Here is a 25,637-nt window from a genome sequence, read left to right as displayed (position 1 = left end):
GACGGCAAAGGTCGAACTCTTGACCTCGATTTCCCGCGCCATGGTTTCTATGGTGGTGTGAAGCACACGCTTGATGTTGGCCTTGCGCTCGGCTATCTCGCTGGCGAGTTGAGCCAGTTCGGCAGCCGTCCTGGTATTTTCGATCGCTTGATTGGCACGATAGGCGCGATAGGCGGCGTCGATGACCCGGGCAATGGCAGGCAGCGGCATCAGTCAAGCTCCGGAGTGTGGTGGTCGAGAAAGGCATCCGGAAAAAGATCACTGGCATCGACCGTCAGGGCTGGACTGTCGATGAACGAGATACGGGGCTGCCAGTCTTCTGTGATGTGCTGGTCGTCACGCATGATTGCCTTGTGGGCCTGCACAGACTGACTGGCCTGGGTAGTGGCCCAGTCCGTTTCCCCCGAGGAATTTGTCAGGCCCTGGGCAAGCACCGCATTGCCATCGGTGACGCGATAACGGTAACCGGCGAACACCCGCTGATCATTTTTGCGCAGCGTATAGCGGCCCAGAAAGGCTCCGGGAGGTGCAGGGGATGACAGCTGGCTCGCAAAGGAATTGCCCGTGCCGACTGTCTCAGCGTTCACCGTCCCTTTGATGTTGATGGTCAGTCCATCAAGGGTAATGCCACTGCCATCGATCGTGAGGGTGCCTCCGGGGGCTTTCAGAACCAAACGTTCGCCCGCCGCCACCTCGAATGACGTGGTTTTTTGCGCGATGGTCTGTTGAGCGGACAGGCGATAGTGGTTCCTCACCGAGTGGTGCAGATCGCCGCCCGTTTCGAGGTGATGGTCAGCGGCGACTTTGTCGTATCGATGGTTGGCCACGTCCTCGATACGATTGCCACCGATACTGATCTGATGATCGCGGCCTACTGTTTGTCTACGGTCGCGGCCTACGTCGAGCTGTTGATCCTGGGCGATGGCAGTGCGCTCATCGTTGCCTACGCGCTCACTACGGTCATGGCCAATCTCGATCTGCTCATCGTGCTCGACCTGCTTGCTGCGATCATTGCCAACGAACAGGGTGTTGTTGCGCTTGATATGAACGTTCTTATCCCGTTCGGCATGCACGTAAACCTCTTCCTGCCCCAGCTCATCCTCAAACCGCAGTTCATTGAACCCCCGGCCCTTGTGGCTTCGGCTCTTGATGGTCATGCGCGTCTTGTGTTTTGGCAGCTCATAGGGCGGCAGGTTGGTTTCGCGGTAGGCGCGGCCGGTGGCGATGGGTTGGTCGGGGTCGCCGTCCAGGTAGCTGATGATCAGCTCCTGGCCGATGCGCGGGATGGCCATTGCGCCCCAGGTGGCGCCGGCCCAGCCTTGGGCGACGCGGATCCAGCAGGAGCTGTGGTCGTTGTGCTGGCTGTCGCGGTCCCAGGGGAAGCTGACTTTGACCCGGCCCCATTTGTCGCAGTAGATCTCCTCGCCCGGCGGGCCGACCACGGTGGCGATTTGCGGGCCGTCGATGCAGGGTTTGGCCCGCAGCGGGGCTTTCCATTCGGCGTTCCAGCGGATGGCGCTGGCTTGCATGGCGTAGAAGGTGCCGCTGTCGCTGGCGAAGGCTTCTTCTTCCAGGCTGCTGTGCTGGCGGCCGGTGTGCGTGAGGGCGATGCTGCGCCAGCGGTCGTTGAAGTCTTCGCGCGGGTGCTCGCTGAGGTCGAAGGCCAGGCCGGGTTGCAGGCGCGCGTCGTCGCCTTCGAGGTGGGCCATCTGCGCGTCGCTGCGCAGGGCCGCCAGGCGGGTCTTGGTGAAGGGTTGGCCGGCGATGTCGCGTTTGTAGCGGCCGGGGTAGTCGTAGCGTTCGTAGTCCTTGTGCTGGTTTTTCAGGGCCAGGCCGCCGTCGGCGCTGTGCTGTTGGGCATAGCGCGGGTGGGTGAAGGTGTAGTCGCGCTGGACCTGGCGGGCGGTGCGCACCTGCTCGGTGTAGTGGAAGCGCTGCAGGGCCGGTTCCGGGGAATCGCCGCCGGCCATGGGCTGGTAGATCACCGGGCAGTGTTGATGGGTGCCGATGGTGCCCAGGCCGCCGACGCGGTCGGTCAGCAGCAGGGTGTGGCCGTCGGTGCGATGTTCGAAGCGGTAGAGCAGGCCTTCTTCGGCGGCCAGGCGGCTGATGAAGTCGAGGTCGGTTTCGCCGGCCTGGACGCAGTATTCGCGGGGTTGGTGTTCGAAGCAGAGGGTGCTCTGCAGATCGTTCAGGGACTGCCCGGCGAGCACTGTCTGGATGATCTGGGGCACGGTCTGGCCCTGGAAAATCCGCCAGTTGGAGCGCAGGCCGGCACGCGCCAGGGTCGGCTCGACCACGGCACTGTAGCGGGTGCGCCGAAAGCCGGTGTCACCCTGGCGGAACAGGCTGACCAGGCCGTGGACATGGCGCACCGGGGTGGCGCCGCGCCAGAGGGTGAACAGCGCGGACAGGTCGAGGACCCGGTTGAAGTCGATGGCCGGGTCGTGGCTGGCCAGCTCCAGCTCCAGCTTGAAGGGCTGGGACAGGCCTTCTTCGAGCGTGAACGAGACCACGTCGAAGGCATCGCCTTGCAGGGGCTCGAAGGTGAAGCGCAGGTCGCTTTGGCGGGGCATGGGGACTCCTGAGAGCGGCAAACGCTGTTTCAGGTGGGGCGTTCGCGGTGGGCGCCACTCTATGCAGGCGGGATTTGGTACCTCAATAGGGCGCTGACAATCCAGAGCGCTCCTACATGAGTCAGTGTCATGGGCTGTCGGACGTGACTGTCATGGACAAAAAAAATCCGCAGGCCTTATCGGGCTGCGGATTTCTCCTGGGGTCGCGGATCTCCGTCACGCGGACACCGTTGTGGGTGTCAGCGTTGGGTGCGACGGGACATCAGCCGATGCTGATAGCAGGCAGGGTCGGCAGGGTCACGGTCTGCTGCTTGCGCGGGGCGAGGATTTCGGCCTCGCCGTCTACCACCAGTTCATCGCGCTGGTTGAACACACGAGTGGCGATACGCACGCGGAACTTGGGCAGTTTTTCGAGGATTTCCAGGCGCACGGTCAGGGTGTCGCCGATCTTCACCGGCTTCTGGAAGCTCATTTGTTGACCGAGGTAGATGGTGCCCGGCCCAGGCAGCTCGCAGGCCACCGCGGCGCTGATCAGCGCACCACTGAACATGCCGTGGGCGATGCGTTCCTTGAACATGCTGGCGGCCGCGAATTCAGGGTCCAGGTGCACCGGGTTGTGGTCACCGGACATCGCCGCGAACAGCTGGATGTCGCGCTCTTCCACGGTCTTGCTGTAGCTGGCGGTCTGGCCGACTTCGAGGGCTTCGTACGGCGTGTTGGTAACCTGGGTCATGTGTCTTGGATCCTGTGACGAGTTAAGTGAAAAAATACCGAAGGTCATTCGGTCCTGGTCGGCCGGCGATGGCTCAAGGCCCCGGCCAGCCAGGTGAGCAGGTCCGCAGTCACTTTATCGCGGTTGCTCTCATTGAACAGTTCGTGCCGGGCCTGGGGGTAGATCTTCAGTTCCAGGCACTGGCTGCCGGCGCGGCGCAGGGCCTCGGCCAAAGAGGTGAGACGCTTGCCCTCACTCACCGGATCACATTCGCCGCCGATCACCAACAATGGCAGGCCCGGATCGATCTGGGCGAGATTGGACGCTTTGCTGATTTGCTGCAAGCCGCCCAGCATGTCGATCCACAGCTGATTGGTGCAGCGAAAGCCGCAGAGCGGGTCGTGGGCATATTTGTCGACTTCATCGGGGTCGCGGCTGAGCCAGTCGAAGGTGGTGCGATTGGGCTTGAACGCCTTGTTGAACGAGCCGAAGGTCAACCATTCCAGCAACGCACTGCGCCCGGTCGGGCCCTGGCGCCAGCGTTCGAAGCGGGCGATCAGGCGTGCTGCGCGGTACAGCGCCACCGGTTGGAAATTCGAGCCGCTGAGGACCGCGCCATGCAGGCTGGCGCTGTGGTGCAGCAGGTACGCCTGGGCGATGTAGCTGCCCATGCTGTGGCCCAGCAGCACAATGGGCAGGCCAGGGTGCTGTTGGCCGATGTGCTGGTTGAGGCTGGCCAGGTCGCCCACCACTTTGCACCAGCCATCGTCGTCGGCGTAGTGCCCCAGGACCCCGTGGGTGGCGGTCTGGCCGTGGCCGCGCTGGTCCAGGGCGTAGACGCCGTACCCCTGGTTACACAATTGTTCGGCCAGGCGTGCGTAGCGTGCGCTATGTTCCGCCATCCCGTGGGACACCAGGATCACCGCCTTGAGCGTACCTTCCGGCAACCACTGGTTGACGAACAGTTGGCTGTGGTCGTTCGCGGTCAACCAGAACGTATCGTGGATCATGGCGATTCCTTTGCACGGGGTCGCTGCATTGTATAGCGCAACCACCCGGGGACGGGGAATGCGCAAAGCCCTTGGCAGCAAGATTCACGCGATCAATGACGCTGGTGCTGATATTTGCCTGATTCGCCATAACTGCTAGTGTCCCAGAAGCTCCGCTCAGGCGGCCCGGATTGGCTCAGGTATAGAGGACAATAATAATGCAAGCTGATTTCTGGAATGATAAACGCCCGGCCGGCGTACCCAATGATATTGATCTGGGTGCCTATCAGTCGGTGATCGAGGTGTTCGAACGTTCCTGCAAGAAATTCGCCGACCGTCCCGCGTTCAGCAACATGGGCGTGACCCTGACCTACGCTGACCTCGAACGCTACAGTGCGGCGTTCGCCGGCTTCCTGCAGAGCCAGACTGACCTGGTGCCCGGCGATCGCATCGCGGTGCAGATGCCCAACGTCCTGCATTACCCGATTGCTGTGTTTGGTGCCTTGCGCGCCGGCCTGATCGTGGTCAACACCAACCCGCTGTATACCGCGCGCGAGATGCGCCACCAGTTCAAGGACTCCGGTGCCCGGGCGCTGGTGTACCTGAACATGTTCGGGCAGAAAGTCCAGGAGGTGCTGCCCGACACCGAGATCCAGTACCTGATCGAAGCGAAGATGGGCGACCTGATGCCCACCGCCAAGGGCTGGCTGGTCAATACCCTGGTGGACAAGGTCAAGAAGATGGTCCCGGCCTATAAGCTGCCCCAGGCGATCTCCTTCAAAAGTGCCTTGCGCATGGGCCGCGGGCAGAGCATCAAGCCGCTCAAGGTCGGCCTCGATGACGTCGCGGTGCTGCAATACACCGGCGGCACCACGGGCCTGGCCAAGGGCGCGATGCTGACCCACGGCAACCTGGTCGCCAACATGCAGCAGGCCCGTGCCTGCCTGGGCCAGTTCGGTCGCGACGGACAACCGTTGTTGCGCGAAGGTCAGGAAGTGATGATCGCGCCGCTGCCGCTGTACCACATCTATGCCTTCACAGCGAACTGCATGTGCATGATGGTCACCGGTAACCATAACGTGCTGATCACCAACCCACGGGACATCGCCGGCTTTATCAAGGAACTGAAGAACTGGCGCTTCTCGGCCTTGCTGGGGCTCAACACCCTGTTCGTCGCGTTGATGGATCACCCGGACTTCAAGACCCTGGATTTCTCCAGCCTGAAGCTGACCAACTCCGGCGGCACGGCACTGGTCAAGGCCACCGCCGAGCGCTGGGAAAAGCTCACCGGTTGCCGGATCACCGAAGGCTACGGCCTGACCGAGACGTCGCCGGTGGCCTGCACCAACCCCTATGGCGACCTGTCGCGCATCGGCACCGTGGGCATGCCGGTACCGGGCACCACGCTGAAGGTGATCAACGACGAGGGTGTCGAGCAAGCCATGGGTGAGCGCGGCGAGCTGTGCATCAAGGGCCCGCAGATCATGAAGGGCTACTGGCAGAAAGCCGAAGCCACCGCCGAGGTGCTGGATGCCGAGGGTTGGTTCAAGTCTGGCGACATTGCGGTGATTGATCCGGATGGTTTTGTGCGCATCGTCGATCGCAAGAAAGACATGATCATCGTCTCGGGTTTCAACGTGTACCCCAACGAGATCGAAGACGTGGTCATGGCCCACCCCAAAGTTGCCAATTGCGCAGTGATCGGCGTGCCGGACGAGCGTTCCGGGGAAGCGGTGAAGCTGTTTGTAGTGGCGCGTGAAGCCGGGGTCAGCCTGGAAGAGCTCAAGGCTTATTGCAAAGAGAACTTCACCGCCTACAAGGTGCCCAAGCACATCGTGCTGCGAGACTCGTTGCCGATGACACCCGTGGGCAAGATCCTGCGTCGGGAGCTGCGCGATATCGCGTAATGAATTGTTAGTGACGCAGCAGCAAAAAGGGGCGCCCGAGTTGGGGCGCTCCTTTTTTTTGTCCCTTTCGAAGCGTGCGGAGCCCTGTAATACGGGGCTTTCACGGGGTATAGAATTTTTACTCTAAAAATGACCATTGATTGGTCTTGAGTCATAATCGTGACCGTAGAGCCTTCGTTTGGCTCTAGTAGGCCCTTGGCAAAGCTGCTACTCTCGGCGCGCTTTGTGACTTCTCGGCCTTGAGTAAAAGCCAGATTCACCAAAAACACACACCAATAATAATCGCATCAAATGCGGTGAAGAATTCGCGTTGCTGAGGAGTGGGCTTCCATGATCGAAGACTTTTGGAAGGATAAGTACCCAGCTGGGATTGCTGCCGATATCAATCCAGACGAGTATCCGAATATTCAGGCAGTGTTGAAACAATCCTGCCAACGCTTCGCCAACAAACCGGCTTTTAGCAACCTCGGCAAGACACTCACCTATGGTGAGCTATATGAACTGTCCGGGGCATTTGCCGCTTACCTGCAACAGCATACCGATTTGCAGCCCGGTGATCGAATCGCCGTACAGTTGCCGAATCTGCTGCAATACCCGATCGCCGTGTTTGGTGCCATCCGCGCCGGCTTGATCGTGGTCAACACCAACCCGCTGTACACCGCGCGGGAAATGGAACACCAATTCAACGATTCCGGGGCCAAGGCCCTGGTCTGCCTGGCGAACATGGCGCACCTGGCCGAGGCCGTGGTGCCCAAGACCGGCGTCAAGCATGTGATCGTCACCGAAGTGGCGGACTTGCTGCCGCCGCTCAAGCGCCTGTTGATCAACAGCGTGATCAAGTACGTGAAGAAGATGGTGCCGGCGTTCAACCTGCCCAAGGCCATCAAGTTCAATGACGTGCTGAGCAAAGGCCAGGGGCAACCGGTGACCGAGGCGAACCCGGCCAGCAGCGACGTCGCCGTACTGCAGTACACCGGCGGCACCACCGGTGTGGCCAAGGGCGCGATGTTGACCCACCGCAACCTGGTGGCGAACATGCTGCAGTGCAAGGCGCTGATGGGCTCCAACCTGCACGAAGGCTGCGAGATCCTGATTACCCCGCTGCCGCTGTACCACATCTACGCCTTCACCTTTCATTGCATGGCAATGATGCTGATCGGCAACCACAACATCCTGATCAGCAACCCGCGCGACCTGCCGGCGATGGTCAAGGAACTGTCGAAGTGGAAGTTCAGCGGGTTTGTCGGCTTGAACACCTTGTTTGTCGCGCTGTGCAACAACGAAGCCTTCCGCAAGCTGGACTTCTCGGCGCTCAAGATCACCCTGTCGGGTGGCATGGCCCTGCAACTGGCCGCTGCCGAACGCTGGAAAGAAGTCACCGGTTGCCCGATCTGCGAAGGTTACGGCATGACCGAGACCAGTCCGGTGGCCACGGTCAACCCGATCCAGAACATCCAGATCGGCACCATCGGGATTCCGGTGCCTTCGACCCTGTGCAAGGTCATCAATGACGAGGGCGTCGAGCAGCCGCTGGGCGAAATCGGCGAGCTCTGCGTGAAGGGGCCACAGGTGATGAAGGGCTACTGGCAGCGCCAGGAAGCCACCGATGAAATGCTCGACAGCGAAGGCTGGTTGAAGACCGGTGACATCGCGCTGATCCAGCCGGATGGCTACATGCGCATTGTCGACCGCAAGAAGGACATGATTCTGGTCTCCGGTTTCAACGTCTACCCGAACGAACTGGAAGACGTGCTGGCCACTCTGCCAGGCGTGCTGCAGTGCGCGGCCATTGGCGTGCCGGACGAAAAATCGGGCGAGGCGATCAAGATTTTCATCGTCGCCAAACCGGGCGTGACCTTGACCAAGGAACAGGTGATGACGCACATGCGCGCCAACGTCACGGGCTACAAGGTGCCCAAGGCTGTCGAGTTCCGCGATGCGCTGCCGACCACCAACGTCGGTAAGATCCTGCGTCGTGAACTGCGGGATGAAGAGCTGAAGAAGCTCGGTTTGAAGAAGGTCAGCGCCTGACCCATAAAAAACCCCGCCGATGCGGGGTTTTTTATGCGCGAAGCGTTACTGCTGGAACGGCGCAAAATTCACATGGGTGCCGGCCGGGCGCATGTCCTGCAGGAAGGAGTCCTTGTCGGCGCTCAGCTCCAGGCTCAAGGCTGCCTTGCGCTTGCCTTCGTTGCGCACCACCAGGCCTTCGAGTTTTTCCCGCAGGAACACGGTCGGCACTTTCAGGTGCAGCAACTGGTCGGTGTCCGGGGTGTGCATCAGCAGGTGAATCCACTCGTACTGACCAACGGCCAGACGGGCCACCGGGATATCGAACCACCAGATGTTGCGGTTGCGGTTCAGTTCGGCGAAGTGGCAGTTGTTGACGCCAAGCACGGCACCACCCAGTTCCTGGTTTCTGCGGGCAATGGCCTGCTTTTTATCGAGTTTCATAACGTTCCTACGGGATTGGACGTTCAGCGCCAAGGCCTGAATACGTTGCGCATTCTCCCGGCAAAGCCCACAAACATAAAGCCCAACCTGCATCTGGCGATGAAATGATGCAGTGAAAATAAATGAAACTCCGCCACACACCCGCCGGTCAACCTCTACGTAACGACACTGACCTTTGAATGTTCACAGGAGAAAGACCATGAGCAGTACGGGCGATAAAGTGAAAGGCTTGGCCAACGAGGCTGTCGGCAACATCAAGCAGGGTGTCGGTAAAGCCACCGACAATCCAAAACTGCAGACCGAAGGCAAGATCCAGGAAAAGAAAGGCGAAGCCCAGCAAGCGCTCGGCAATGCCAAGGATGCGGTCAAGAAAACGATCGACAAGGCCTGATTGCCGCAAGGCAGGGAGACGGCCATCCGCGGATGGCCGTTTTTTTGTCGACTATGGTTAAGCAATGCGTGGAAATTGTTTCAAGGTCGCCAAACAGGTTACCTTGTTGTAGAAAACGGCCCCTGAGTCGCCCCCGACTACAACCTGATTGCGGCGAAAGGAGACGCTATGATTTTCCCGGATTTGAAAGGCTTGCCCCTGCATCGCGTGATGATGCGCACGGTCACCGAATTCGTCGACGACGAGATGTCGACCTATGCTTCGGCGCTGGCCTATCAGATGCTGTTCTCGCTGTTTCCTTTCATCCTGTTCCTGATCGCCCTGATCGGGTTCCTGCACTTGCCGGACTTCTTCTCCTGGTTGCGCCTGCAATCGGAACTGGTGTTGCCGCCCCAGGCCCTGGAGCAAGTGAACCCGGTGATTGACCAGTTGCAGCAATCCAAGGGCGGGTTGCTCTCGGTGGGTATCGTCATCGCCCTGTGGACCGCCTCGGCTGGCGTGCGGCTGATGATGAGCGCGATGAACGCCGCCTACGACGTGGTCGAAGGCCGGCCGATCTGGAAGCGCTTCCCGCTGTCGATTTTCTACACCGTCGGAATCGCCGGCATGCTGTTGGTGGCGGCGGCCCTGATGGTGCTGGGCCCGCAGGTGATGGAATGGATCGCCTCGCAGATTGGCATGCAGGAGTTCATCGTCACGGTCTGGACCATTTTGCGCTGGCCGGTGATCGTGATTCTGCTGATGATTGCGGTGGCCCTGATCTACTACGTGATGCCGGACGTGAAGCAGGAGTTCCGCTTCATCACCCCAGGCTCGGTGCTGGCCGTGGTGGTGTGGATCATCGCGTCCCTGGGGTTTGGTTTCTACGTGAAAACCTTCGCCAACTACAACGCCATGTATGGCAGTATCGGCGCGATCATCGTGCTGTTGCTGTACTTCTATATTTCCGCTGCGGTGCTGTTGCTGGGAGCGGAGATGAATGCGGTGATCGAACACATGTCGAGTGAAGGCAAGGACCCCGGCGAAAAGGTTCCGGGCGAGCACGACCACGCACATAAACACCACGTTTCGGGACTGGGACGGGACCACTCGCTCAAGCCGACCACTGACGAAGCCTGACCATGATCCGTGAAATTCTCAAAATGGGCGATCCGCGCCTGCTGCGTATTGCCCCGCCAGTCCCGGCGCAGATGTTCGACAGCCCCGAACTGTGGCAGTTGATCGACGACATGTTCCAGACCATGGAAAGCGTCGGCGGGGTCGGCCTGGCCGCGCCGCAGATTGGCGTCGACCTGCAACTGGTGATCTTCGGCTTTGAACACAGCGAGCGTTACCCCGACGCGGAAGCCGTGCCGCAGACCATCCTGATCAACCCGCTGATCACCCCGCTGGCGCCCACCCTGGAGGAGGGCTTCGAAGGGTGTCTGTCAGTGCCCGGGTTGCGGGGTGCGGTGCAGCGCTACGAGCACATTCGTTATGAGGGCGTCGATCCCAAGGGCGAGCCGATCGTGCGTATTGCCTCGGGGTTTCATGCTCGCGTGGTGCAGCACGAATGTGATCACCTGATCGGCCGACTGTACCCGTCGCGGATCAGCGACTTTACCAAGTTTGGCTTTATCGACGTGATGTGCCCCGAGCTCGACCCAGCGCGGGACGAGTGATCCCGATCAGCCACGCCCCATGGCAATCATCGGCTTGCTGCGGCTATAGCGCAGCAGGCGCTCGGCCAGCGCGTAGGGCAGTTGCGGGCCGGCGCTGAAGCCATTGCCCTGATAGAACTCACGCAGGTCCGGGTGGCACAACAGCCACACCGGCTGGGTGACCGTTGCCAGCGCGTGGGCCATCAGCGCCGCTGCCACGCCCTGGCCGCGACAGGCCGGATCAACCAGCAGTCCCGTCAGCCAGAGCCCTTCGGCCATGGGCCGCAAACACAGGCCGGCGACTATCTCATCGCGTTTACCGACCCACAATTGTGCGTCCCGTACCGCTTTCATCGATGATTGATGGCGACGGTAGAACTTGTTCATCAAGGGCCACAGCGCGTCATCTAGCTGTGTGTACTGGGTGTGGGGCATCAAAGAGGTCGTCGATCTGCAAAGCGGTGGATTATAAAAGAACGTGCGCGCCGCGATAGGTGTATACCTGAACTCACATCCCGTATGAGTGGAGTCAGTATCATGGCCAAAGGCATGGATTCAAAAAAAGCAGCGAAGAAAAAACCGGCAAAAAGCGCCGATGAAAAACGCGCCGACAAGAAAGCCAAGAAGGTTGGCATATTCGGCCACTAGTCAGACCCTTCTCGACGGAGCCCGGCAATCGGGCTCCGTATCCAGTTCTACGCCCGTCACCCCTCGCTGCCAGAGTGTCCTGCATTGATCCGAGTGCCTGGCGTGTGCTGAACCGATTTTGTCCTCAGTGGTGGCTTATTAATGGCCTTGCATCCGTGCAGAGCCTGTCTATGCTCAGCACTGATATTCCTGATCAAGGATGTCCGGACTAGAACGTTACCCGGCGGACTCTGCGATTAAACCTCATTTATCACCTTATCTGTCCTTGCGCTGGAGGGAGGCGTGTACCTGTTCCATGGAACGTTGTGGTGGATCCGTTGAAAGACCGAAGTACTTTCATCTATCAAAAGACCGCGCTTAGGGTGATACGACCATGTTTAACCTACATCACAAGTCTGACCTGCTCGAAATCCAACGATTCAGTTGTGCCTTGAGCGAGGCCAACGCCAAGCTGGCGGCGGTCAGTCGCTCGATGGCGATGATCGAGTTCGACCCTGCCGGGGTGATCCTCGATGCCAATGAAAACTTCTGCAAGGCGGTGGGGTACTCCCTTGAAGAAATACGCGGCAAGCACCATCGGATCTTTTGCGAAGGCGATTACGCCAAGAGCGAGGAGTACCAACGCTTCTGGCGTGAGCTGGAGCGCGGCGAACCCAGCAGTGGGACCTTCCAGCGCCTGAACAAGAAGGGCCAGGAGGTCTGGCTCGAAGCCAGCTACATGCCGGTGATCGGTGCCGACCGGCAGGTGCACAGCGTGATCAAGGTGGCCACGGACATCACCGCCCGGGTCATCAAGGAACATGAGAACCAGGCCCTGGTAAACGCCCTGGGCCGGGCGATGGCGGTGATCGAGTTCTCCCCTGACGGCAGGGTCATCAGCGCCAACGACAACTTCCTGCAGACCATGCATTACTCCGCGGGCGAAGTGGTGGGCCAGCATCACAGCCTGTTCTGTCACCGCGCGGAAAGCGAGTCGGCGAGCTACAAGGCATTCTGGGCCTCGCTCAACCGTGGCGAATATCACTCCCACCGCTTCGAACGGGTCGACAAGTTCGGGCGTATCGTATTCCTGGAAGCTTCCTACAACCCGATCTTCGACGCCAAGGGCCGGCTGTACAAAGTGGTCAAGTTTGCCAGCGACATCACCCAGCAGGTGACCACCCTGCAATCGGCCGCCGAAGCCGCTCATTCGACCTCGGTGCAAAATGATGCCTGTGCCCAGAAGGGCTCGCAGGTGGTGCAGCAGACGGTGCAGATCATCGAGCAGATCTCCCAGGACCTGAACCAGGCTGCGCTGAGCATCGATGCGGTCAGCAAGCAGTCCGACATCATCGGCACCATTGTGCAGACCATTCGCGGGATTGCCGACCAGACCAACCTGCTGGCCCTCAACGCCGCCATTGAGGCCGCGCGGGCCGGGGAGCATGGACGCGGTTTTGCCGTGGTGGCCGACGAGGTGCGCAGCCTTGCGGCGCGCACGAGCAAGGCAACCTTGGAAATTGTCGACGTGGTACGCAAGAACCACGACCTGTCGTTGAGCGCGGTTTCGAGCATGCAGTCGAGTTTGAGCCGCACCGGACTGGGGGTGGAGTTGGCCAATGAGGCGGGCGAGGTGATCCTGGAGATTCAGCAGGGGTCACGGCATGTGGTGGATGCCATCAGTCAGTTCAATGAAACCCTGCAGTTGCACTGACGGGTGGGAGGCGAAGGCTGCGCACGTGTTCGGCAGCCTTGTCCGCGCCTTTGGCTTCAGGCCGGGTCGGGCAATGCCGAGGCTGGCAAACCGAAGGTGCGGTCGAACAGCCAGTTGAACGCAAAAGTGTAGCAGGGGATGAAGAGGATCAGCGCCAGGTCCAGCAGGAAGGCCTGCACCAGGCTGATGTGCATCCACCAGGCAATCAACGGGATCAGGAACACGATCAACGTCAGTTGAAACCCGACAGCGTGGGCGATGCGTCGCTTGACGGTGCGGGTGCGTGATGCCTGGCGGCTCTCCCAGCGCTCGAACAACGAGGTGTAGATGAAATTCCAACTCACCGCGATGCTGGTGATGATCACCGCCAGCGGCCCGGTGCTGCCTGGCGAGGTGCCGGACAGCAAGGCCAGGCCGAGGGCGGAGAAGGTCATGCCGATCACCTCGTAGAGCGATACGTAGACCAGTTTGCGTTTGACGCCTTGCATGAGTTTGCCTCGTTTCCAGTGCTTGATGGCCAGGGGGGCTGGCGCAGGCGGCGAAAGATAGCTTCAATGGAGGTGACAGAAAAAGTCAGTAGCTTTCAGTTTTATTGATAGGTTGATTCCGTGAATTTCAACAGCGACAGCATCGAACTGTTTCTTGCCGTGATTGAGCGCGGCTCATTTTCCGCGGCTGCCCGAGCCCTGGGCAGGGTGCCTTCGGCGGTGAGCATGGGCATTGCCAACCTGGAGGCGGAGCTCGGTTATCCGTTGTTCGACCGCAGTCACCGCGAACCCCAACCCACTGCCATGGCCAACTCACTGGTGCCCCATGCGCGGCTGATTGCCGAGCAGCTCAAACAGTTGCAGGTGCACGCGGTGCAGTTGTCGCTGGGGCTGGAAAGCAAGCTGTCGATTGGCGTGGTCGCGGATATCGACCGGCGCCGCTTGCTGGCGGCGATCAAGGTGCTTGCCGAGCACCACCCGTTGCTCGACATCGAAGTGCTGACGGCGCCGCAGGATGACGTGCTGGCGATGCTGCACAGCGGGCGCGTCAGCCTGTGCCTGGCGTTTGCCGGGCTGAGCATGAATGTGCTGGAGCGTTTTCAATTCGTCGGCAGTGAGCGAGTGATCGCCACCCTGGCGGCGGACAGTCCGTTGCTGCAGGGGCAGGATCTGTTTCTCGAAGACCTGGTGCACGTGCGGCAGATCGTCGTCGCCAGCCGCGATCTGCCGATCAGCGAGACCCGGCCGCTGGTGGCCGAATCCTGCTGGCGCACCGACAACCTGGAAACAGCACTGGAGATGGTCGAGGCGGGGTTGGGGTGGGGTAATTTCCCCCTGTCGGTGGTGCAAGCGCGCCTGGATTCAGGGCGCTTGAAACGGCTGAATTTCCGCAACATCGAAAACGGCCTGGTGTTGCCGGTGCATGCGGTATGGCTCAAGAGCCAGCCGCTGCAAAAGGGCGCATTGGCCCTGGTCGATCTCCTCGGCCAGCCGACGTAAGGTCGGCCTGAATCAGCTGCTTTCGCGGATTTTCAGTTCAAAGCCCATGTCTTCCACCGGCCGCGCCACCTTGTTGCCCGCCATCAATGTCAGCATCTGTTCCGCCGCGCGCCGACCAATGGCCTCGCGGGGGGTATAGATGCTGCTCAAGCGCGGCACCATGTGCTCGGACATCGGCAAGTCGTTGAAACCGAGAATCGCCACCTGCTGGGGAATCTGGATGCCATGGCGCAGGGCTTCGAGCAATGCGCCCTGGGCCAGGTCGTCGTTGCCGAAAAAGATCCCGTCGACCTCCGGATGGGCCGCCAGCAGTTGCAGGAACAACTCGCCGCCCAGGCCCACGGATGACGCGCGCGGGGTCAGCACTTCCAGGGCCGGGTCGTAGCGACCGGCCTTCTGCAAGGCCCGACGGAACCCTTCACCGCGCAGCAAGGTGCGCTGATCCAGTTGCGCACCGATGTACGCCAGGCGCTTGCGGCCCCGGGACAGCAAGTGCTCAGCGGCCGTTTCGCCGGCGCTGAGTTGGGAGAAACCGACACAGTTCACCCCGGCAGCGCTGTCCAGTTCCATCATGTACACGCAGGGAATGTTGCTGGCCTCGATCATCCGCCGCGAACTTTCGGTGCGGTCAAAGCCGGTCAGCAGCAGACCACGTGGCTGATAGGCCATGTAGTTGCGCAGCAGGTTTTCTTCTTCGTCACGGGAGTAGTGGAAGTTGCCGATCAGCACTTCGAAGCCCTTGGGGCGCAGCACCTGGTGAATGGCTTCCAGGGTGTCGATAAACAGCAGGTTCGACAGCGACGGCACCAGCACCACCACCGAATGGCTCTGGGCCGAGGCCAGCGCACGAGCGGCCGGGTTGACCACATAATTGAGTTCGAGGGCGGCATGCTGGACCTTTTCCACCAGTTCGGTGGCCACCGTACTCACCCCACGCAAGGCGCGGGACGCGGTGATCGGGCTGACCCCCGCCAGGCGGGCAACTTCATTGAGGGTAGGGCGACCAGTGGTGCGGGGATTCTTATCGTTTTTAATGGAGGTCATCGGGCGGCTTGCCAAACAAAATTCAAGGCACTAAGGTAGCGCTGTCTCGATGCGGCTGCAAATGAATGAGCGGGGGTTGCCTGATCCCTGCTATTCGGCGTTGGGCAAGAACGTGCGGCAACCCATAAAAATGACAAGAAGACGTCGGCAATGGCTGCGTTTGCACTAGAGTCTCAATGAGCAAAGGTAGCGCTGTCTTCGCGCTGAGGTGTTACATGAGTCAACCAATCTCCGCCCTGGTTATCATGGGCGTGGCCGGCTGCGGCAAGTCCAGCGTCAGCGAGGCCTTGTGCCAGCTCAGCGGCGCGACCGGCATCGAAGGCGACAGCTTTCATCCTGCGGCCAACATCGAAAAGATGAGTGCCGGCATTCCCTTGAACGACGACGACCGTGCCGGCTGGCTCGACAGCCTGTGCGCCGAGTTACGTCGCGTGGACGCCACGGGCCAGCGCCCGGTGCTGACCTGTTCGGCGCTCAAGCTCAGTTATCGCGAGCGCTTGCGTAGCGCCTTGCCGGGCCTGGGTTTCGTGTTCCTGGAGCTGACCCGGGAAGTGGCCGCCGATCGGGTGTCCCATCGTCCGGACCACTTCATGCCGTCGACCCTGATCGACAGCCAGTTCGCCACGCTCGAGTCCCCGGTCGGGGAAGCGCTGACCCTGGCGCTGGATGCTTCGACCCACAGCGTCGAGCAATTGGCCGCGCAAGCCCACCATTGGTGGCTTGGGCACGGCCTGAAGCTCGCCTCATGAGTTTTGTTTTCAAAGGTAGCGCTGTCCTGATGGCTTTCGAATTACCCGCTTCAATAACAACAACAACCAGGAGTCACCCCTAATGTTCGGCATGTCCCACGACTCGTTCCTGCTGCTTGATGCAGTGGTCACGGTGATCGGCTTGATTGTCCTGATCACCAAGTTCAAGTTCCACCCCTTCATTGCGCTGATCATCGCCGCGGCGTTCCTCGGCCTGACATCGGGCATGCCGATCGGCACCATCATCAAGGCGTTCCAGGACGGCTTTGGCGGGGTACTGGGGTTTGTCGGCATCATCCTGGCGCTGGGCACCATGCTCGGCAAAATGATGGCCGAATCGGGCGGGGCCGACCAGATCGCCCAGACCCTGATCCGCTCGTTCGGTAAAGAGCGGGTGCAGTGGGCAATGATGTTTGCCGCCTTCCTGGTGGGCATCCCGCTGTTCTTCGAAATCGGCTTCGTGCTGCTGATCCCGCTGGTGTTCATCGTGGCCCGGCGCACAGGCGTGTCGATCATCAAGATCGGTATCCCGCTGCTGGCCGGTCTGTCGGCGGTGCACGGCCTGGTGCCGCCGCACCCGGGGCCGTTGCTGGCCATTGGGGTATTTGGCGCCGACATCGGTAAAACCATTCTGTACGGCCTGATCGTGGCCCTGCCGACGGCGATCATTGCCGGTCCGATCTACGGTACGTTCATCGCCAAGTACATCCCCGGTCACCCTAACCAGGAACTGGTGGATCAACTGGCCCGCGAACCGGATTCGGCCAGCCTGCCAAGCTTCAGCATCACCCTGTTCACCGTGCTGTTGCCGGTGTTCCTGATGCTGCTCAAGACCTTCGCCGACGTCGCCCTGCCGGACGGCAACTTCTTCCGTACCTGGATGGACATGATCGGTCACCCGATCTCGGCGCTGCTGTTGGCGTTGCTGCTGTCGCTGTACACCTTCGGCCATCGCCAGGGTATCGACTCCAAGCGCATCCTCAAGCTGCTGGATGCCAGCCTCGCGCCGACCGCCGCGATCATTCTGATCATCGGTGCCGGTGGTGGCTTCAAGCAGATGCTGGTGACCAGTGGTGTCGGTGATGTGATCGGTCATATGGCCGTGAGCGCCCAGATCTCGCCGATCCTGCTGGCGTGGCTGGTGGCGGCGGTGATTCGTATCGCCACCGGTTCGGCCACTGTCGCAACCATTACCGGTGCGGGCATCGTGGTGCCGGTGGTGGGGATGATTCCAGGGGTCAACCGTGAGCTGCTGGTGCTGGCCACCGGTGCTGGCTCGCTGATCCTGTCCCACGTCAATGACGCGGGCTTCTGGCTGGTCAAGCAGTACTTCAACATGACCGTGGCGGAAACCTTCAAGACCTGGACCGCGATGGAGACCATTCTGTCCATCGTAGCGCTGGGCTTTATCCTGCTGTTGTCGCTGTTCGTCTAAGCGTTTCGCCAGACACAAAAAAACCGCAGCGATGCGGTTTTTTTGTGAGCGATCGTTTTACTTGGTGACTAACCCATCCGCGCGAAACATCCCGCGAATCCCCCGTACCGCCTGGCGAATCCGGTCCTGGTTCTCGATCAGGGCGAAGCGCACGTGGTCGTCGCCGTACTCTCCAAAACCCACCCCGGGCGACACACACACCTTGGCCTCGGCCAGCAGCTTCTTGGCGAACTCCAGCGAGCCCAGGTGGGCATAGGCTTCGGGGATCTTGGCCCAGACATACATCGAGGCTTTCGGGTTCTCGACCATCCAGCCCAGTTCATGCAGGCCCTTGACCAGCACGTTGCGGCGTTGCCGGTATTGCTCGGCGATGTCCTTGACGCACTGCTGGTCGCCTTCCAGTGCAGCGATAGCAGCCACTTGCAGCGGGGTGAAGGTGCCGTAGTCGTGGTAGCTCTTGATCCGCGCCAGCGCGTTGACCAGTTCCGGGTTGCCGACCATGAAGCCGATCCGCCAGCCGGCCATGTTGTAGCTCTTGGACAGGGTGAAAAACTCCACGGCAATGTCCTTGGCGCCCGGCACCTGCATGATCGACGGGGCTTTCCAGCCGTCGTAGACGATGTCGGCGTAGGCCAGGTCGTGCACGACGAGGACGTCGTACTGCTTGGCGAGGGCGATCACCCGCTCGAAGAAGTCCAGCTCCACGCACTGCGCGGTCGGGTTGGACGGGAAACCGAGGATCATCATCTTCGGTTTCGGGATTGAGCCACGAATGGCCCGCTCCAGCTCCGCAAAGAAGTCCACGCCCGGAATCAGCGGCACCGAACGCACCTGGGCACCGGCAATCACGGCACCGTAGATGTGGATCGGGTAGCTCGGATTGGGCACCAGCACGGTGTCGCCCTGGTCCAGGGTGGCGAGCATCAGGTGCGCCAGGCCTTCCTTGGAACCGATGGTGACGATGGCTTCGTGTTCCGGGTCGATGTCGACCTCGTAGCGATCCTTGTACCAGCGGGAAATGGCCCGGCGCAGGCGCGGAATGCCTTTGGACGTGGAGTAGCCGTGGGTGTCTTCGCGCTGGGCGACGGTGACCAGTTTGTCGACGATGTGGGGCGGAGTCGGGCCGTCGGGGTTGCCCATGCTCAAGTCGATGATGTCTTCGCCACGACGACGGGCGGCCATCTTCAGCTCGGCAGTGATATTGAATACGTAAGGGGGGAGTCGATCTATGCGCGCAAAGCGGCGCGGCGAACCTTGGTCTGCCATTGTTGCCTCTGATAACGTGAGCGCCCGGAACCGTCCGAGCGACGCTGACCACTGCGGTGGTCTGGGCGCACGATAAGGGCGCCGATGGCCGCTTGTCCAGAGGCACCTAGCAACTTTTTTCCCCGGCACTGACAGCAACAGGATAAAAAAATGGAGTTCTCCAGCGGCTTTCTACTGAGCCTTTCGCTGTGCCTGGATATCGGCGTGGCCAACATTGCAATGATCACCCTGGCCATGCAGCGCGGCTATTTCCAAGGGTTTGCCCTTGGCCTGGGCACCTGTGTCGGCGACCTGGTCTACGCGGTGCTGGCGCTGGCCGGCATGACAGTGCTGCTGCAGTACTCGACGGTACGCTGGGTGTTGTGGGTCGGCGGTTCGGTCTTGTTGCTGTACTTCGCGGCGAAGATGATCTACTCGGCGATCTACCACAGCACCGCGCTGGCGCAGACGGCAGAGGTCAGCGGCGGCTCCCATCGTCGGGAGTTCTTTCGCGGGATTTTCCTGGCGATGTCCTCCCCCAGTGCCATTCTCTGGTTCGCCGCGGTGGGCGGGACCCTGATTGCCCGTGCAGGCGGCAATAGCCTGGCCAGTGCCGGGTTGTTCCTGGCCGGGTTCTTTTGCGCCGGACTGCTCTGGTGCCTGGCCCTTTGCCTGGCAGCAACCCAGGGCGGCAAACTGCTGGGTGATAAACTGCTGCGCTATAGCTACCTGGCATCTGCAGCGATCTTCTGCTATTTCGCGGTCTACGTGATCCTATCGGGTTATCAGGAGTTTATCGGCGGTGGCGCTCTGGCAGAACTTCCTGGGCTGTGACTGGGGGAATTGGGTTTCGCTTCTATACTCCCAGCCGAACCCAATTCTCAGTGGCAGGAGGTGATTCGTGAATCAGCCAAAACAGCAGGCAGCAGCGCAGCCGCGCTTCGAAACGGGGCATTTTATGCTGATCGCCGGACTGGGCGGACGATTTTCCGTGGACGCCACCGAAGGCATCCCCAAGCTCTGGGACCGTTTCATTCCGCACATCGGCAAGGTGCCGGGGCAGAAGGGCGACTTGACCTACGGCGTGTGTTGCAACCCGGATGGCAAGGGGGGCTTCGAGTACGTCGCCGGGGTCGAAATCAGCAAGCTCGACGACCTGCCCGAGTCCTATCGCTGGGTGGAAATCCAGCCCCAGCAGTATGCGGTGTTCACCCATCAAGGTGGCCTGGACAGCCTGGCGCAAACCTTCGCGTACATCTGGAAAAGCTGGTTGCCGGCCTCAGGCCGCGAGGCCGCGGATGCCCCCGAGTTCGAGCGCTACAGCGCCGACTTCGACCCGCAAACCGGGGATGGAGTGCTGGAGATCTGGGTGCCGCTCAAAGCCGCTTGAGCCAGGCGCGAACGGGGCGCACGCATCGATATGCGCGGCGGATTGAATTATGCTTGCGCCCCCTTTTTTCGCTGACTGGACCCCGCCATGAACGCCCCCACGACTGTCATTCGCCAGGTCACGCCGGCTGACCTGGACCGCTGTTTTGCCATCGAAACCGAGGCCTACGAGGGCGATGAAGCCGCCACCCGGGAGAAAATCGCCACCCGCATCGAGACCTGGCCGCAAGGCTTTATCGTGGCCGAGGTCGACGGCGTCGTGGCCGGATTCATTAATTCCGGCGCCGCCTATCAGGTGGAAATGGCCGACGAAGCCTTCAAGGAAATGATCGGCCACGACCCCGACGGTCCGCAGGTGGTGATCATGTCGGTGGTGGTGCATCCGGACTTCCAGGGGCTGGGCCTGGCCAAGCAGTTGATGATCGCGTTCATCGCGCACATCCGCGAACTGGGCAAGATCCGTATCAACCTGATGTGCCGCGAGCAGCACGTTGGCCTGTATGCCGGGTTCGGTTTTGCCTACCTCAAGGCGTCTGCCTCGGAGCATGGCGGGTTGGCCTGGCACGAGATGGCCCTCGAACTGTAAGCGCTGTCGCCCGGTATAGACCCGCAAGGTCTCGGTGGGGGGCTGGAACCTGGGGGGGATTCAGAAGGCCAGGGCCATGCGCCGCTCATAGCCGATCCGGCCTTTGTAGGCGTCGCCGCGGTCGACCCAACCCTGCTTGAGGTAGAGCCCCAGCGCCGCCTCATTGTGGGCATCCACTGACAACTCCAAGCCATTGATCTCGGGCCAGGCCTGCCGCGCCACTTCGGGCAAGGCTTGCAGGCAGGCCTTGCCGTAGCCCTGGCCCTGGCAGCGACGGTCAACCTGCAAGGCGTGCAGGGTGGCGGTGTCCTGGCTGGCCCAGGCCGGCAGGAAGGGCGGGCGCTTGAGCAGCAGGAAGGCCACGGGAATGTCGTCCGCAACCAGCGCAAAACCGCGGATGGCATCGCCTGCGGCCGCGCTCAGCGAGTGCAGCGCGCCATGGATATCGCCGGCGAATGACTTCTGCAACGGATCGATCTCGATGCTTTCCAGCTGTTGGCGTTGCAGCGCCGAAAGCTGTTGGTAGGGCACGAGGTGCGTGGCCATTGGCGGTATCTCTGCGGCGAAAAACTGAGGCTCGGATTTTAGCCACTTTGGCCCATGCACAATTATTTTTTTAGCCTGTCGATTTACCTGTTCCCCCGTCGACTAACAGTGTCTTTACAGCAAACACTCGGAGGTCCGACATGAATGCGTTAGCCGAAAACACTGAGATCCAGGCCCTGATCGAACGCTACCGACAAGCGGTGGTCGCCAAGGACCTTGAGACACTGATGGGCTTTTATGCCGACAGCATTGTCTCGTTCGACGCGGTCAAGGCCCTGCAATTCAAGGGCAAGGCGGCTTACCGCGCACACTGGGAAGAGTGCATGAACTATTGCCCCGGCCCACACCTTTTCGAGTTCGCACAACTGCAGGTGGTGCAAGGCCAGGACCTGGCGTTCGCCCACTGGCTGGTGCACTGCGGGGGGGCGGATGACAAAGGTGAAGTCAAAGGCAGCTGGATGCGAGCCACCGCAGGCTATCAGCGGATCGCCGGTCAATGGCGAATCGTCCACGAGCACTGGTCAGCGCCCTTCGACATGGTCAGTGGCGCGGCGTTGTTCGACCTGCAGCCCTGATCGTCGGGTTTTTCACCCAACCTGCAATCTGCAGCCATAGTTGATCAGCCTGATGTGGGAGAACCTCATGAAATACCTATGCCTGGTCTACAGCGACGAGCGTGTGCTGCACAGTTCACCTGACAGCCCCGAAGACGCCGAGTGTCTGGCTTATGCCGAGTCGGTCCAGGGCAGTGGGCGGATGCTTGCCGCCGAGGCCTTGCAGCCCGTGCAGAGCGCCACCACGGTGCGCCTGCGAGGCGGCAAGTTGTCGATCACCGACGGACCGTTCGCCGAAACCAAGGAGCAATTGGCCGGGTTTTACCTGATCGAGGCCAAGGACCTCAACGAGGCGATCCAGGTGGCCGGGAAGATTCCGGCGGCTCGGGTCGGCAGCGTGGAAGTGCGCCCGGTACGGCAGTTGAATCCCTGATCATCGCCAAAAGAACAACAATCAAACAGGAGTCTATGTATGAGTATTCCTCACGCTGGCGCTCAGCCAGCAGCCTTCGAGTTGTCCATCAGTCGCCTGATCGATGCGCCGCGCACCAGGGTGTTCCGTGCCTGGACGGAGCCGCAGTGGCTCGCCCAATGGTGGGGGCCGCACGGCATGACCACGCCGGAATGCGAGATGGACCTGTGGGTCGGTGGCCAGTTTCGCACCTTGATGCGCGCACCGGATGGCAGCGAGTACCCCACCAGCGGGGTGTTCCTGGAAATTCACGCGCCGCAGCGGCTGGTCTTCACCGATGCGTATGCGCCTGGCTGGATTCCCTCGGGCAAACCCTTCATGACCGCCGAAGTGACCTTTGATGACGTCGACGGCAAGACCCTCTACACCGCGCGCGCCATGCACTGGAGCGAGGCCGATCGGCAGGCCCACGAGGGCATGGGGTTTCATGAGGGGTGGGGCCAGAGCCTCGACCGGCTGGAGGCCCTGGTGACCAGCGGCATGCCGGACTGATGCCGGACGAGGCGGTCAAGGCGCTGGTCGAGACGGTCTACCGCAACGACTCGCGGCGTATCCTCGCCACCCTGATTCGTCTGCTGGGGGATTTCGATCTGGCCGAAGAGGCGCTGCAGGAAGCCTTCTTCGTCGCGGTCGAGCGCTGGCAGCGGGACGGAGTGCCGGACAATCCGCGGGCCTGGCTGGTGTCCACCGGGCGCTTCAAGGCCATCGACGGCCTGCGCCGGCGTGCCCGGTTTGCCGCGTCCCAGGCGCACCTGATGGCGCAACTCGAAGCGCTCGAAGAGGCGCAATGGAGTGTCGAGGACGTGCAAGACGATCGCTTGCGCTTGATCTTCACCTGTTGTCACCCGGCACTGGCCGCCGATGCGCAAGTGCCGCTGACGCTGCGTGAAGTCTGCGACCTGACCACCGAAGAAATTGCCCGCGCCTTTCTTGCCGCGCCGGCCACCATTGCCCAGCGAATCGTGCGGGCCAAGGCCAAGATCCGCGACGCCAGGATCCCCTATCAAGTGCCGTCCCTGGCCGAGTTGCCCGAGCGCCTGGACAGTGTCCTGCGGGTGATTTACTTGGTGTTCAACGAAGGTTACTCGGCCTCGGTGGGCAATGAACTGACCCGCGAAGACTTGACCCGCGAGGCGATTCGCCTGGGGCGCCTGCTCCTGGAGTTGCTGCCGGAGCCGGAGGTGATGGGGTTGCTGGCCCTGATGCTGCTCAACGAGGCGCGGCGTCCGGCACGCACCTCGGCCAGCGGAGAGTTGATCGTGCTCGATGAGCAGGACCGTTCGCTGTGGGATGCCCAGATGATCGCCGAGGGCTGCGCCTTGATCGAGCACGCGCTGAGCCGGGGGGAGATCGGGCCGTATTGTCTGCAGGCGGCGATCTCGGCGGTGCATGCCGAGGCACCCACCGCCGGGGACACCGATTGGGCGCAGATCGTCGGTTTGTACGATGTCTTGCTGCAGGCGCTGCCTTCGCCGGTGATTGAACTCAATCGGGCCGCCGCCCTATCCCGGCGTGACGGGCCCTTGGCGGGGTTGACCCTGGTTGATGGGATTTTGCAGCGCGGCGAGTTGCTCGATTATCACCTGGCGCATTCGGCGCGTGCCGAGTTCTGTCGGCAACTGGGTCGAGTGGAGGAGGCGAGAGCGGCCTATCAGCGTGCGCTGGAACTGACCCAGCAAGTGCCGGAGCGCCGCTTCATCGAACGGCGCCTGGCGGAGCTGGGGCGCACTTGAGGCCGGCTTCACTCGAGCATCCTCTCTAGCAACCAACTGCCTGCCGGACCCGGCGGGTGCAAGCGTGACCAGAGCGCATCCACCGAGACCGGCCGGGGCCAGCCGCGGACGTTGAGCTCCTGCAGGGTGCCGGCGCCAAAGCGTTCGACCAGCCAGCGCGGCAGGGGCGCCCAGCCGAATCCGCCCTGGGCCATTTCCAGCAGCATCAGGTAACTGGGGGCTGACCAGACTCGCCCCTGGGCGCGGGCCTCATACGGATTGATGATGGTCGCCAGGCGCAGTTCGCGGTGCTGTTGCAGGGTTTGCCGATCGATTTTCGGCAGGCTCGCCAACGGGTGCGTGGGCGCCACGAACAGGGCGATCTCGGTGTGCTCATCGACGGTGGCGCTGTCCAGGTCCGGCGGGTAGCGCTCCTGCATTTCGGCGAAGGCCAGGTGTGCGCGACCGCGTTGCACCAGGGCAACCAGGTCATCGCATTCGGCGATCAGGCATTCCAGTTCGAGGTCCGGGTAACGCTGTTCGAAAGCCGTCAAGGCCGCTTCGAAACGGTCCGATTGATAGGTGTCGGAAAGCGCGACGGTCAGCTTCGCTTCAACCCCCTGGGACAACTGCGCGGCGCTCATTTCCAGGCGACTGGTGGCAGCGAGGATCTCTTCGGCGCGCTGCAACAGCACATGCCCGGCCAAGGTCAGGGCGGGCTTGCGGGTACTGCGGTCGAACAGTGTCAGGTTGAGGTCGATTTCCAGGCTGGCCACCGCCGCGCTGATGGTCGACTGGCTCTTGCCCAGCTTGCGCGCTGCGGCGGAAAACGAGCCTTGGGTGGCCGCCTGGACGAATGCCAGCAGGACTTCATGTGAGGCCATGAACTATCGCCTTGATCGATGGTTATTGGTTATGAAGTATCGGCACTGTGCTGGATGATGGCAACACATTCACCCACCGGAGCCGGCTCATGAGTCCTCATAAATCCCTCACTGAACGTGTGTTTCAAGCCATCGGCTTCGAGCTGCTGGCGGTCATGCTGTGTACGCCTTTGCTGGCGTGGCTGATGGACAAGCCGCTGGTCGACATGGGCGTCGCGACCATTGCCATCGGCCTGATTGCCCTGGCCTGGAACGTGTTGTTCAACGGCCTGTTCGACCGGTTGCTCAAACGCCTGGCGCTGGTGCCCAGTGCCGCGACCCGGGTGCTGCATGCCTTGCTGTTCGAGGGCGGCCTGGTGGCAGTCAGCGTGCCTTTGATTGCCTGGTGGCTGAACGTCAGCCTGCTTGAGGCGCTGATTCTGGACATCGGGGTGCTGCTGTTTTTCCTGCCGTACACCTACGTCTACCACTGGGCCTATGACGTATTGCGGGAGCGGATGTTGCTGGCGCGGGCAGTGCGCTGA

Annotated in this window: 27 protein-coding genes and 2 pseudogenes; 18 read left to right on the top strand and 11 right to left on the bottom strand. The window is 61.4% G+C overall.

What is annotated here, in order from left to right; all coding sequences use genetic code 11:
- The 4 genes and pseudogenes from H7995_RS20955 to H7995_RS20940 all read right to left on the bottom strand — a co-directional run.
- Window positions 1-210 (bottom strand): annotated as a pseudogene (locus tag H7995_RS20955) (VRR-NUC domain-containing protein); the annotation flags it as partial.
- Window positions 210-2,576 carry a type VI secretion system Vgr family protein gene (locus H7995_RS20950; RefSeq protein ID WP_166591038.1) on the bottom strand — a complete coding sequence of 789 codons (2,367 nt, stop codon included), beginning with the start codon at window positions 2,574-2,576 and terminating at the stop codon, window positions 210-212. The gene H7995_RS20950 and the pseudogene H7995_RS20955, both read right to left, overlap by 1 nt.
- Window positions 2,577-2,838: 262 nt before the next feature.
- Window positions 2,839-3,309: a MaoC family dehydratase gene (locus H7995_RS20945; RefSeq protein ID WP_093425453.1), complete on the bottom strand. Its 471-nt coding sequence runs from the start codon at window positions 3,307-3,309 to the stop codon at window positions 2,839-2,841.
- Between the two features lie 44 nt (window positions 3,310-3,353).
- Complete coding sequence (locus H7995_RS20940; protein WP_182341958.1) at window positions 3,354-4,298, bottom strand: alpha/beta hydrolase; 945 nt, start codon at window positions 4,296-4,298, stop codon at window positions 3,354-3,356.
- Between the two features lie 197 nt (window positions 4,299-4,495).
- On the opposite strand from H7995_RS20940, the gene fadD2 reads away from it, so the two are divergent.
- Both fadD2 and fadD1 read left to right on the top strand, forming a co-directional pair.
- Entirely contained in the window at window positions 4,496-6,184 is a 1,689-nt protein-coding gene (gene fadD2, locus H7995_RS20935) for a long-chain-fatty-acid--CoA ligase FadD2 (protein WP_166591040.1), read from the top strand.
- Between the two features lie 330 nt (window positions 6,185-6,514).
- Entirely contained in the window at window positions 6,515-8,215 is a 1,701-nt protein-coding gene (gene fadD1, locus H7995_RS20930) for a long-chain-fatty-acid--CoA ligase FadD1 (RefSeq protein ID WP_166591041.1), read from the top strand.
- Between the two features lie 45 nt (window positions 8,216-8,260).
- Here fadD1 and H7995_RS20925 read toward each other — a convergent pair whose 3' ends face one another.
- Window positions 8,261-8,638: a hypothetical protein gene (locus tag H7995_RS20925; protein WP_166591042.1), complete on the bottom strand. Its 378-nt coding sequence runs from the start codon at window positions 8,636-8,638 to the stop codon at window positions 8,261-8,263.
- 199 nt (window positions 8,639-8,837) lie between these two features.
- Here H7995_RS20925 and H7995_RS20920 point away from each other — a divergent pair, with 199 nt between their 5' ends.
- From H7995_RS20920 to def, 3 genes are all read left to right on the top strand, one after another.
- Window positions 8,838-9,029 carry a CsbD family protein gene (locus H7995_RS20920; protein ID WP_166591043.1) on the top strand — a complete coding sequence of 64 codons (192 nt, stop codon included), beginning with the start codon at window positions 8,838-8,840 and terminating at the stop codon, window positions 9,027-9,029.
- A gap of 168 nt (window positions 9,030-9,197) precedes the next feature.
- Window positions 9,198-10,148, top strand: coding sequence for a YihY/virulence factor BrkB family protein (locus H7995_RS20915; protein WP_159997587.1), 951 nt, complete (start codon window positions 9,198-9,200; stop codon window positions 10,146-10,148).
- A 2-nt stretch (window positions 10,149-10,150) separates the two neighbouring features.
- The gene (def, locus tag H7995_RS20910; RefSeq protein WP_166591044.1) at window positions 10,151-10,690 is read left to right on the top strand and encodes a peptide deformylase; all 540 of its coding nucleotides are present in this window, start codon (window positions 10,151-10,153) and stop codon (window positions 10,688-10,690) included.
- 6 nt (window positions 10,691-10,696) lie between these two features.
- Here the strand turns inward: def and H7995_RS20905 are convergent, their stop codons facing one another.
- Window positions 10,697-11,104 carry a GNAT family N-acetyltransferase gene (locus H7995_RS20905; RefSeq protein WP_166591045.1) on the bottom strand — a complete coding sequence of 136 codons (408 nt, stop codon included), beginning with the start codon at window positions 11,102-11,104 and terminating at the stop codon, window positions 10,697-10,699.
- A gap of 586 nt (window positions 11,105-11,690) precedes the next feature.
- On the opposite strand from H7995_RS20905, the pseudogene H7995_RS28900 reads away from it, so the two are divergent.
- Both H7995_RS28900 and H7995_RS28895 read left to right on the top strand, forming a co-directional pair.
- Window positions 11,691-12,467: pseudogene (locus H7995_RS28900) on the top strand (PAS domain-containing protein); the annotation flags it as partial.
- Between the two features lie 3 nt (window positions 12,468-12,470).
- Window positions 12,471-13,010, top strand: coding sequence for a methyl-accepting chemotaxis protein (locus H7995_RS28895; protein ID WP_409258933.1), 540 nt, complete (start codon window positions 12,471-12,473; stop codon window positions 13,008-13,010).
- A gap of 56 nt (window positions 13,011-13,066) precedes the next feature.
- Here H7995_RS28895 and H7995_RS20895 read toward each other — a convergent pair whose 3' ends face one another.
- The gene (locus H7995_RS20895) at window positions 13,067-13,498 is read right to left on the bottom strand and encodes a PACE efflux transporter (RefSeq protein ID WP_166591047.1); all 432 of its coding nucleotides are present in this window, start codon (window positions 13,496-13,498) and stop codon (window positions 13,067-13,069) included.
- A 120-nt stretch (window positions 13,499-13,618) separates the two neighbouring features.
- On the opposite strand from H7995_RS20895, the gene H7995_RS20890 reads away from it, so the two are divergent.
- A complete protein-coding gene (locus H7995_RS20890) occupies window positions 13,619-14,497 on the top strand; it encodes a LysR substrate-binding domain-containing protein (RefSeq protein WP_182341952.1) in 879 nt (292 codons plus the stop codon).
- Window positions 14,498-14,509: 12 nt separating this feature from the next.
- On the opposite strand, the gene gntR is transcribed toward H7995_RS20890, so the two are convergent.
- Window positions 14,510-15,541 carry an HTH-type transcriptional regulator GntR gene (gene gntR, locus H7995_RS20885; RefSeq protein ID WP_185818797.1) on the bottom strand — a complete coding sequence of 344 codons (1,032 nt, stop codon included), beginning with the start codon at window positions 15,539-15,541 and terminating at the stop codon, window positions 14,510-14,512.
- Window positions 15,542-15,756: 215 nt separating this feature from the next.
- On the opposite strand from gntR, the gene H7995_RS20880 reads away from it, so the two are divergent.
- A complete protein-coding gene (locus tag H7995_RS20880) occupies window positions 15,757-16,290 on the top strand; it encodes a gluconokinase (protein ID WP_166591050.1) in 534 nt (177 codons plus the stop codon).
- A gap of 82 nt (window positions 16,291-16,372) precedes the next feature.
- Window positions 16,373-17,725, top strand: a complete 1,353-nt coding sequence (locus H7995_RS20875; protein ID WP_095169799.1) for a GntP family permease — start codon at window positions 16,373-16,375, stop codon at window positions 17,723-17,725.
- Window positions 17,726-17,782: 57 nt separating this feature from the next.
- Here the strand turns inward: H7995_RS20875 and alaC are convergent, their stop codons facing one another.
- Entirely contained in the window at window positions 17,783-18,991 is a 1,209-nt protein-coding gene (alaC, locus tag H7995_RS20870) for an alanine transaminase (RefSeq protein ID WP_166591051.1), read from the bottom strand.
- A gap of 150 nt (window positions 18,992-19,141) precedes the next feature.
- Here alaC and H7995_RS20865 point away from each other — a divergent pair, with 150 nt between their 5' ends.
- From H7995_RS20865 to H7995_RS20855, 3 genes are all read left to right on the top strand, one after another.
- Window positions 19,142-19,804 (top strand): LysE family translocator, encoded by a 663-nt coding sequence (locus H7995_RS20865; protein ID WP_166591052.1) that lies wholly within the window; start codon window positions 19,142-19,144, stop codon window positions 19,802-19,804.
- Between the two features lie 67 nt (window positions 19,805-19,871).
- Window positions 19,872-20,360 carry a GyrI-like domain-containing protein gene (locus H7995_RS20860; protein WP_166591053.1) on the top strand — a complete coding sequence of 163 codons (489 nt, stop codon included), beginning with the start codon at window positions 19,872-19,874 and terminating at the stop codon, window positions 20,358-20,360.
- An 87-nt stretch (window positions 20,361-20,447) separates the two neighbouring features.
- Window positions 20,448-20,945: a GNAT family N-acetyltransferase gene (locus H7995_RS20855; protein WP_182341940.1), complete on the top strand. Its 498-nt coding sequence runs from the start codon at window positions 20,448-20,450 to the stop codon at window positions 20,943-20,945.
- Window positions 20,946-21,005: 60 nt separating this feature from the next.
- Here the strand turns inward: H7995_RS20855 and H7995_RS20850 are convergent, their stop codons facing one another.
- Window positions 21,006-21,491, bottom strand: a complete 486-nt coding sequence (locus H7995_RS20850; RefSeq protein WP_166591055.1) for a GNAT family N-acetyltransferase — start codon at window positions 21,489-21,491, stop codon at window positions 21,006-21,008.
- A 140-nt stretch (window positions 21,492-21,631) separates the two neighbouring features.
- Here H7995_RS20850 and H7995_RS20845 point away from each other — a divergent pair, with 140 nt between their 5' ends.
- The 4 genes from H7995_RS20845 (at window position 21,632) to H7995_RS20830 (ending at window position 24,250) form a co-directional block, all read left to right on the top strand.
- Window positions 21,632-22,066, top strand: coding sequence for a YybH family protein (locus H7995_RS20845; protein ID WP_166591056.1), 435 nt, complete (start codon window positions 21,632-21,634; stop codon window positions 22,064-22,066).
- A 67-nt stretch (window positions 22,067-22,133) separates the two neighbouring features.
- Window positions 22,134-22,478, top strand: coding sequence for a YciI family protein (locus tag H7995_RS20840; RefSeq protein ID WP_166591057.1), 345 nt, complete (start codon window positions 22,134-22,136; stop codon window positions 22,476-22,478).
- 39 nt (window positions 22,479-22,517) lie between these two features.
- The gene (locus tag H7995_RS20835) at window positions 22,518-23,009 is read left to right on the top strand and encodes an SRPBCC family protein (protein ID WP_166591058.1); all 492 of its coding nucleotides are present in this window, start codon (window positions 22,518-22,520) and stop codon (window positions 23,007-23,009) included.
- Window positions 23,009-24,250 (top strand): RNA polymerase sigma factor, encoded by a 1,242-nt coding sequence (locus H7995_RS20830; RefSeq protein WP_185818796.1) that lies wholly within the window; start codon window positions 23,009-23,011, stop codon window positions 24,248-24,250. Before H7995_RS20835 ends, H7995_RS20830 begins: the two co-directional genes overlap by 1 nt.
- 8 nt (window positions 24,251-24,258) lie before the next feature.
- On the opposite strand, the gene H7995_RS20825 is transcribed toward H7995_RS20830, so the two are convergent.
- Window positions 24,259-25,113 (bottom strand): LysR family transcriptional regulator, encoded by an 855-nt coding sequence (locus H7995_RS20825; RefSeq protein WP_166591060.1) that lies wholly within the window; start codon window positions 25,111-25,113, stop codon window positions 24,259-24,261.
- A gap of 89 nt (window positions 25,114-25,202) precedes the next feature.
- Between H7995_RS20825 and H7995_RS20820 the strand changes: the two genes are divergently transcribed.
- The gene (locus H7995_RS20820; protein WP_182341930.1) at window positions 25,203-25,637 is read left to right on the top strand and encodes a multidrug/biocide efflux PACE transporter; all 435 of its coding nucleotides are present in this window, start codon (window positions 25,203-25,205) and stop codon (window positions 25,635-25,637) included.

This window comes from Pseudomonas kielensis (genome assembly GCF_014236655.1).
Taxonomy (GTDB): Bacteria; Pseudomonadota; Gammaproteobacteria; order Pseudomonadales; family Pseudomonadaceae; genus Aquipseudomonas; species Aquipseudomonas kielensis.
The sequence above is the reverse complement of the archived record's forward strand: the minus strand, read 5'-3'. Positions and strand labels throughout refer to the sequence as shown.